This window comes from Vibrio cincinnatiensis DSM 19608 (genome assembly GCF_900167345.1).
Lineage (GTDB): Bacteria > Pseudomonadota > Gammaproteobacteria > Enterobacterales > Vibrionaceae > Vibrio > Vibrio cincinnatiensis.
On the sequence record NZ_FUXB01000030.1, the window covers coordinates 1 to 8,153 of the forward strand.

Annotated in this window: 6 protein-coding genes, 4 tRNA genes and 1 pseudogene; 4 read left to right on the top strand and 7 right to left on the bottom strand. The window is 42.5% G+C overall.

Translation table 11 applies throughout. The annotated features are described in order from the left end of the window. From tuf to B5D54_RS16285, 5 genes are all read right to left on the bottom strand, one after another. A partial coding sequence (tuf, locus tag B5D54_RS16265) for an elongation factor Tu (RefSeq protein WP_078927592.1) occupies window positions 1-1,160 on the bottom strand: 1,160 nt, incomplete at its 3' end. A 104-nt stretch (window positions 1,161-1,264) separates the two neighbouring features. Further along, a tRNA-Thr gene (locus B5D54_RS16270) sits at window positions 1,265-1,340 on the bottom strand. 13 nt (window positions 1,341-1,353) lie between these two features. Further along, window positions 1,354-1,428: transfer RNA gene (locus tag B5D54_RS16275), tRNA-Gly, on the bottom strand. A 35-nt stretch (window positions 1,429-1,463) separates the two neighbouring features. Then, window positions 1,464-1,548: transfer RNA gene (locus B5D54_RS16280), tRNA-Tyr, on the bottom strand. 30 nt (window positions 1,549-1,578) lie between these two features. Then, window positions 1,579-1,654: transfer RNA gene (locus B5D54_RS16285), tRNA-Thr, on the bottom strand. Window positions 1,655-1,858: 204 nt separating this feature from the next. Between B5D54_RS16285 and coaA the strand changes: the two genes are divergently transcribed. Beyond that, entirely contained in the window at window positions 1,859-2,782 is a 924-nt protein-coding gene (gene coaA / locus B5D54_RS16290; protein WP_078927593.1) for a type I pantothenate kinase, read from the top strand. A gap of 49 nt (window positions 2,783-2,831) precedes the next feature. Here coaA and birA read toward each other — a convergent pair whose 3' ends face one another. Both birA and murB read right to left on the bottom strand, forming a co-directional pair. Further along, on the bottom strand, window positions 2,832-3,800 hold the full coding sequence (gene birA, locus B5D54_RS16295) for a bifunctional biotin--[acetyl-CoA-carboxylase] ligase/biotin operon repressor BirA (protein WP_078927594.1): 969 nt from the start codon (window positions 3,798-3,800) through the stop codon (window positions 2,832-2,834). After that, on the bottom strand, window positions 3,797-4,843 hold the full coding sequence (gene murB / locus B5D54_RS16300) for a UDP-N-acetylmuramate dehydrogenase (protein ID WP_078927595.1): 1,047 nt from the start codon (window positions 4,841-4,843) through the stop codon (window positions 3,797-3,799). The genes birA and murB overlap by 4 nt, the downstream gene beginning before the upstream one ends. Window positions 4,844-4,908: 65 nt before the next feature. Between murB and B5D54_RS16305 the strand changes: the two genes are divergently transcribed. From B5D54_RS16305 to B5D54_RS16315, 3 genes and pseudogenes are all read left to right on the top strand, one after another. Further along, window positions 4,909-5,343 (top strand): GNAT family N-acetyltransferase, encoded by a 435-nt coding sequence (locus B5D54_RS16305; RefSeq protein ID WP_078927596.1) that lies wholly within the window; start codon window positions 4,909-4,911, stop codon window positions 5,341-5,343. Window positions 5,344-5,432: 89 nt separating this feature from the next. Beyond that, window positions 5,433-6,773 (top strand): CDP-diacylglycerol--serine O-phosphatidyltransferase, encoded by a 1,341-nt coding sequence (gene pssA / locus B5D54_RS16310; RefSeq protein WP_078927597.1) that lies wholly within the window; start codon window positions 5,433-5,435, stop codon window positions 6,771-6,773. 318 nt (window positions 6,774-7,091) lie between these two features. Continuing rightward, window positions 7,092-8,041 (top strand): annotated as a pseudogene (locus tag B5D54_RS16315) (IS630 family transposase). The last annotated feature ends 112 nt before the right edge of the window (window positions 8,042-8,153 follow it).

The following is an 8,153-nucleotide window of genomic DNA, read 5'->3' on the forward strand; positions in this document are numbered from 1 at the left end:
CCAGCACCAACGGTACGGCCACCTTCACGAATAGCGAAACGTAGACCTTCATCCATTGCGATTGGAGCAATGAGCTCTACAACCATTTGGATGTTGTCGCCTGGCATTACCATTTCTACGCCTGCTGGTAACTCGATGTTACCCGTTACGTCTGTTGTACGGAAGTAGAACTGTGGACGGTAACCTTTGAAGAATGGGGTATGACGACCACCTTCATCTTTAGACAGCACGTAAACTTCTGATTCAAATTTAGTGTGTGGAGTGATTGAACCTGGTTTCGCCAATACTTGACCACGTTCTACGTCATCACGCTTAGTACCACGTAGTAGTGCACCAACGTTCTCACCTGCACGACCTTCGTCAAGCAGCTTACGGAACATCTCTACACCTGTACAAGTCGTCGTCGTTGTATCTTTGATACCAACGATGGCAACTTCGTCACCTACACGTAGAATACCACGCTCGATACGACCCGTTACTACTGTACCACGACCTTGAATTGAGAATACGTCTTCGATTGGCATTAGGAATGCTTGGTCTACTGCACGCTCTGGCTCTGGAATGTATGAATCTAGCGCTTCTGCTAGTTCTACAATCTTCGCTTCCCACTGCTCTTCACCGTTCAATGCACCTAGTGCTGAACCTTGAATCACAGGTAAGTCATCACCTGGGAAGTCGTATTCAGAAAGAAGTTCACGAACTTCCATTTCTACTAGTTCTAGTAGCTCTTCATCATCAACCATGTCACATTTGTTCATGAATACGATGATGTAAGGGATACCAACCTGACGGCCTAGTAGGATGTGCTCACGAGTTTGTGGCATTGGGCCATCTGTCGCCGCTACCACTAGGATACCACCGTCCATTTGCGCAGCACCGGTGATCATGTTTTTAACATAGTCAGCGTGTCCTGGGCAGTCTACGTGTGCGTAGTGACGAGTTGGAGTTTGGTATTCTACGTGTGAAGTAGAAATAGTAATACCGCGCTCACGCTCTTCTGGAGCATTGTCGATTGACGCGAAGTCTTTAGCTTCACCGCCGTATACTTTTGCAAGTACAGTACAGATAGCTGCGGTTAGAGTGGTTTTACCGTGGTCAACGTGGCCGATAGTACCAACGTTTACGTGCGGTTTCGTACGTTCAAATTTTGCTTTAGACATGGGTTGTCCCTCTAGGTACGGATTTAGGTGGCTCTATTAATGACCACGCAACCAAAAAAGTTCAGTAGTAAAGTATATATCAAAAGGAAAACTTTGCTTAGAGCTGGTGCTGATAGGCAGACTCGAACTGCCGACCTCATCCTTACCAAGGATGCGCTCTACCACCTGAGCTATATCAGCACTCTAAAATGAGTGGAGCGGGCAGCGGGAATCGAACCCGCATCATCAGCTTGGAAGGCTGAGGTAATAGCCATTATACGATGCCCGCAACACGTAACTCTGTGAGCTATTTCCTTAAGAATATGGTGGAGGGGGACGGATTCGAACCATCGAAGGCGGAGCCGGCAGATTTACAGTCTGCTCCCTTTAGCCACTCGGGAACCCCTCCAAGTTTTCTATTTTCTTTGTTATCAGAAAATGGTGCCGACTACCGGAATCGAACTGGTGACCTACTGATTACAAGTCAGTTGCTCTACCTACTGAGCTAAGTCGGCATAAGTGGGGCGCATTCTATTGAATGATCATTCACCTTGCAACCCTAATCTGTAAAAAAATTTAATTTTTATCAGGTTTTTGTTTATTCGCTGTTTTTTTAGACATTTTTGGGTTTAATCGCTAATTCTGATGCGTTTCTCGTTTGCAAGAAGGGCTGCATATTGTATGTTCCCCCATTATTCTAATAATACGATTGAACATTTATGAGTCCGTATCTGTCTTTTGCTCGTCACCAGTGGGCTGAGCTGCGTAACTCAGTGCCAATGACACTGTCAGAAAGTGATCTGCAAGAATTGCAAGGCCTAAATGAGAGCCTAACCATGAAAGAAGCGGTAGAGATTTATCTCCCGCTAGCAAGGTTGTTAAATCTCTATGTCGCGGCAAGGCAAAGCCGTAATACCGTACTCAATCAGTTTTTAGGTAATGTAGAAAAAGCACCACCTTTTGTTATTGGAATCTCAGGAAGTGTCGCGGTTGGGAAAAGTACGACCGCCCGCTTACTACGCGCTTTACTGTCTCGTTGGGAGAACCACCCTAAAGTTGAATTGATTACGACAGATGGATTTTTATACCCGAACAAAGTTCTTAATGAACGAAATATCATGCATAAAAAGGGCTTTCCTGAATCTTATGATATTCGACGATTAGTCCAGTTTGTCTCCGATGTAAAAGCGGGGCTTCCACACGTTGTCGCTCCAGTATACTCTCATTTAACTTATGACATTACTGAACAAGAAAAAGTGGTTCATAGGCCTGATGTTCTGATTATTGAAGGACTCAATGTTCTACAAAGTGGTATGGATTATCCTCATGATCCCCACCGAGTATTTATTTCAGATTTCTTGGATTTTTCTATTTATGTCGATGCAGACGCTGAAATGATAGAGAAATGGTATGTCGAGCGTTTCATGAAGTTTCGGCACGGTGCATTCAAAAAACCAGGCTCCTACTTTAATCATTATACTCAGCTCAGTGAAGATGAAGCGATAGCTAAGGCTAAGCATATTTGGCATTCCATCAATGGAAAGAACTTGCAAGAAAATATATTACCGACGAAAGAACGAGCTCAACTTATCTTAAGAAAAGGGCTGAATCACAGCGTAGAGAAGGTGTTGCTACGCAAATAGCCTGCTAGTAATGGTTAGCTGTTTGTGTAGCAAAAGTTGGGTTGAGCAATTAATCGTGTTTACGCAGAGAGATCTCTCCGCCAATGTAACTTTTTACTCCTTCACCCGTTTCTAACAATACGCCACCATGTTGATCGATGCCTCGTTCAACACCAAGAATTTCATTCGGCCCCATAATCAGGCGAACTTGACGGCCGATAAAATTATCCAAACGGTTCCAGCGCTCAACAAAATTTTGCATCCCCGTATATTCATATTGAATGAGAGCCTCATTAAGAGCTTTGATCAATCGAATCACTAACTGGTTACGGTCAATATGATCTTGTTTCATAACTTCAGATAAACTCGCCCATGGTTGATCAATATCTTGATCTTTATCTTTATCTTGCATAGCAAGGTTCATTCCAATACCTATGACAAGATTGGCTGCCCCTCCTGCTTGAGCAGACATCTCGACCAAAATTCCTGCGAGCTTTCGATCATTAAAATAAAGATCATTCGGCCATTTTAGTTTAACCCCGATAATCCCCATCTCTTCAAGAGCTTCAACCAGTGAGACTCCAACAACCAAGCTGAGTCCCATCGCGGCAGCAATTCCAGCTTCTAGGCGCCAATACATAGAAAAATAAAGATTAGAGCCAAAAGGAGAAACCCAATGTCGACCTCTCCTCCCTCTCCCACTTTTCTGATATTCAGCAAGACATACCGAGCCAGAGGCTAGTTGCCCCATTCGATCTAACAGGTACTGATTTGTCGAACCAATAACAGGATGCAACTCAATAGGATTGCTAACTTGAGATTGAATCACTTCCTCATTGAGCATAGTAAAAGGAGCCGCAAGTTGATAACCTTTACCTTGCACTCGGAAAATATCGACGCCCCACTCTTGTAACCCTTGAATATGCTTGCTGATTGCAGCTCGTGACATGCCTAGCTGTTCACCAAGAGACTCTCCTGAATGAAAAGCCCCATCTGCTAATCGACTCAACAGGCTCAGCTTAACACTGTGCTCTCTCATTTTTCATTTCCTAACAATAATGTAGTCAACTTCACTTCATCCGCCGCCCCCATAAAGCGAACTTCATGTTCCAGCTCAATTCCAAACATGTTGAAAATGTCATGACGAATTTTGCCTGCTAACTGAATGATATCCTCAGCGGTTGCCCTTCCCATATTAACGATAACCAAAGCTTGTCGATCATGAACCTGAGCATCACCTATTCGATAACCTTTCAGCCCTGCATGATCAATCAGCCACCCTGCCGCCACCTTCATTCCATCATCGGTGGGATATGCAGATATGCTGGGGAACTGACTTTTCAATTGATGGAAATGTTCTAGGCTGATCACCGGATTTTTAAAAAAACTCCCCGCATTACCAGCTAATTTAGGATCTGGAAGTTTTTCTTTTCTAATATTACAAACCGCATGATAAATATCAGAGGCAGAACAATCCGTAGGTAACGTTTGTAGAGGGCCATAAGACAGGGTCGGTACCCATGATTTAGAGAGCATTATCCCTACCGCAACAATGATGGCTTTATTGTAGAGGTTGTGTTTAAAAATAGAATCTCGATAACCAAATTGACACTCTGAGACGCTTAATCGTTTAATACTGAAACTCTCTAGACATAAGTAGTCGACGTACTGACAAACATCTTTAAATTCTACACCATAAGCACCGATATTTTGGATTGGTGCAGAACCTGCACACCCAGGAATCAACGCTAAGTTTTCTAACCCAGCTAGTTGGTGTTCAGTGCACCACTCAACAAGCTGAGGCCAATCCTCCCCACCAGCGACATGTAAAAAATGGTGATGACTATCTTCTGTGTGGTGAATGCCAGATAAACGATTGATGATCACTAGCCCTTGATAAGGCTCGGTAAAGAGTACATTACTCCCTCTGCCCAGCACTAATTTAGGTTCACTTTTTAACTCATCACTTCGATAAAGGTGGATGAGCTCATCGACTGAGTTAACAATAGCTAACCATTTGCATGATTCTTGGATATTAAAGGTATGGTAGGTTTGAAGATTTACGTTATGATGTAATTTCATGAGATTCTTTGCATAAATTAAACTGAGTCTATTCTACAATAGATACCCTTTGAAGATAGATACAAATGCCAACTCTTCATTTTGAACAAATTCAAGCCTTAAAGTTACCGTTAATTAAGCGCTTCTACAAACAACACTACCCAGCGGCTAAACCCAAAAGTGATGAATTAATTATCGCCGCTTACCAACAAGAACAGATAAAAGCTGTGGTTCGATTTCGCACGATTGCTGGCTCTCGACTCTTGACTGGTATGGCCGTTGCTAGTACCAATAGAGGGCAAGGGATAGGCTATCAACTATTGATCTATTGCAAAGAACATATAATGAAACACATGGACTATTGTTTTGCTTATCCACATCTGACATCCTTTTACGGTAAAGGAAACTTCCGTATTCTCAGCTTGGAGCAGCTTCCCGCAGAGTTACAACTCCTACTACAACGTTATCAGGCTAATGGAAAGGATCTCATTCCTATGCAATATATAGAGGGATTATATTAAGAAATCACCTCTTTTCTAGCCTTCAATTATACTATTTTGGTAAGATTCACTGCTCGCAATTTTGTACATACGTAAGGTAACACATCACTATGATGGCTCGTAAAAATACATTCGAACAACTGCCCGCTATTGCGCAAGATCCCGATAAGTTTAGTGTATTATTTTCAGCTAAAGAGTTCAGAGCTCATCTTATTGACTCCATTCGTCAAGCAAGTAAACGTATCTATATTGTTGCATTGTACCTAGAAGATGATGAAGCTGGGCGAGAAATTCTCACCGAACTTTACGAAGCAAAACAACGTAACCCAGGGCTAGAAATCACCATTTGTGTCGATTGGCACAGAGCTCAGCGAGGGCTCATTGGATCAGAAGCATCTGCTGGTAATGCTGCGCTCTACTGTTCTTTGAAAAAAAGTTATCCCCACTGTATCCCTATCTATGGTATTCCAGTCCGAGGTAAAGAAATCTTCGGAGTTCTTCACCTAAAGGGATTTATCATCGATGATCAAGTGATTTATAGTGGGGCAAGCATTAATAACGTCTATTTGCATTATAAAACTCGCTATCGTTTTGATCGCTACCATACGCTAGAGAACAAAGCACTAGCTGACAGTATGGTTGCATTCATTCAGCGAGAAATGCTCGAACATCCAGCGGTCAACGATCTTGCCTGCGACAACAAACCAAAGACAAGAGATATAAAAGTCGATATTCGACAATTTCGCGCAGCATTAGCTCAAGCTAGCTACCTCTTTGAACCTGAGGCAGTAACTTCAAGTCAAGTAGCGATCACGCCATTGGTTGGAATTGGTAAACGTCGAAATCACTTAAATCAGACGATCGTTGATCTCATAGCTCAAGCAACTGAAGAAATTTTCATTTGCACACCTTACTTTAATTTTCCTAAATCCGTAGCAAAAGAAGTAAAAAAAGCACTAAAACGCGGAGTCAAGGTACACATTGTGGTCGGTGATAAAACAGCAAATGATTTTTATATCCCACCTCAAGAAACATTTAAAACTATCGGTGGACTTCCCTACCTATACGAACTGAACTTACGAAGATTTGCCAAAATTAATGAAGCCAATATAGCTAGTCGAAAACTTTCTATTCATTTATGGAAAGATGGTGATAATAGCTTCCACCTTAAAGGTATTTGGGTTGATAAACGGTATATGCTAATTACAGGAAATAACCTAAACCCTAGAGCTTGGAAACTGGATCTAGAAAATGCCATTTTAGTTAAAGATAAATATCAACACCTCACGAATAAATTTGAAAAAGAAATAGAGAATATACTTCAGCATACCCAACTCATTTGTACTTATAAACAAATAGAAAAACTAGATAGCTACCCAGATAACGTTCAAAATTTGATCAGAAAAGTCACTCGTGTTAAAGCCGATAGAGTACTTAAACAAATTCTTTAGGTTTTTCTTAGGAAATGAACTGAACATCCGTCTATCTAAAGTAGATGTAGCCATCCCCAAAACAGTGGTCACTGAATAGCCACTGACTTGATAGGCAGACTTCAGTGTGGACGTCGATTCAGAGTCGTGGATAACATCATTGGGCTTGAGTATGCCGAGAAGTGATCAAACTTCTTCTTCCCTGCTCACCCAAGCAGGCTTCTATTGAATCAGTATGAATAGGATTCAGGCAAGACTCTCTGACAAACCAAGGCTTTATACCAATCTAAGAAAAAACATGATCTAATTGATGGCATTCAACGATAGAACTTATTCACTATGAACAGCCTCAATAATCTCGACTTTAAAAAGCTCGCAAGCCAGCAGAAATCTATTCAGATGAAAATGAGACTACTGGCCCTTGCTCATTTCAAAGATGGACACGCTAGCACCCAAATCGCCAAGTTTCTTAAGGTCAGCCGAACCAGTGTTAATCAGTGGGTTCACACTTTTCTTGAGGAAGGATTAGAAGGGCTGAAGGAAAAACCAAGAACAGGACGACCACCATTCTTAACTTCCAAGCAAAGAGAGCAATTGGGCCAGCACTCCCCCTGATTCTATCTATTACCTGCTCAAGCACATGGGTTTCTCTTGGATAACTTCTCGCTCCAAGCCCCCTCATCAGTCCCAGCAAATCCAAGACGATTTTAAAAAAATTTAAAATTGAAACGATCCTTAAGATCCCAGGACATATTGCTTTAGAGCGTGTTGATGTCTGGTTTCAGGATGAAGCCAGATTTGGGCAACAAAATACAACAACACGGTTATGGGCAGAGAAAGGAACACGTCCCAGAGCCGTGAAGCAACAACAATTTGAATATGCGTATCTGTTTGGTTCTGTCTGTCCCGCGAGAGGGATTGGCGAGGCAATGGTCGTTACTTGGGTGGTTAACAAGGACATTATGGGTTGAGTATCTTAGGCAGCTCTCCGCAGTGACCGAAAAAGGTCGTCACGCAATGGTCATTATGGATGGTGCAGGCTGGCACACAGAAGAGATAGCCAATGACTTTCAGAACCTCAGTGTCATCAAACTCCGCCCTATTCCCCAGAGTTGAATCCAATAGAACAAGTATGGAGTTGGTTAAGACAACGCTATCGAGCCAATCCGTCTTTTGCGGATCACGAAGACATTGTCTCCAAAGTATGTAGGGCTTGGAATAGTTTTTTGAAATGCTCGACCAGAGTCAGACAGATGTGTTCGAGAAGATGGATAGAGCTGACCCGTTAATTTTCCAGATTGGTATAATCCAGTGGAGAATTTTTCCCTCAGACAGCAAAAAATCCCTAGTATCGCTACTAGGGATTCATGTCAGTGGCGGAGCGGACGGGACTCGAACCCG